Annotated in this window: 1 protein-coding gene; it reads right to left on the minus strand. The window is 75.1% G+C overall.

Annotation, left to right across the window (positions count from 1 at the left end; translation table 11 throughout):
- On the minus strand, positions 1-217 hold a 217-nt coding region (locus tag ADL01_RS27740), incomplete at its 3' end, for a SpnB-like Rossmann fold domain-containing protein (protein WP_199834948.1).
- Positions 218-237: the final 20 nt, after the last annotated feature.

The raw sequence follows: 237 nt of genomic DNA on the forward strand, positions 1-237 counted from the left end.
CCGCGAGCACGCCGCCACCGGCACGCATCAGTCGCGGCGCCCACACCACGTCCCCGCGCACCGCCACCTGCGGCTCGTCGAGGCCGAGCACCCCGGGCAACTGCCCCAGAGCAGCCGAGCCGTCGACGTCGACCAGGGCGAGACGGCCCGGGTTCTCCGACTGCGCCGACCGCACCAGACCCCACACCGGGGCATCGACAAGGCCGGCCGTCGACACGACGTCACCGGAGCCCACAC

This window comes from Streptomyces sp. NRRL WC-3618, assembly GCF_001280005.1.
In the GTDB taxonomy this organism is placed as follows: domain Bacteria; phylum Actinomycetota; class Actinomycetes; order Streptomycetales; family Streptomycetaceae; genus Streptomyces.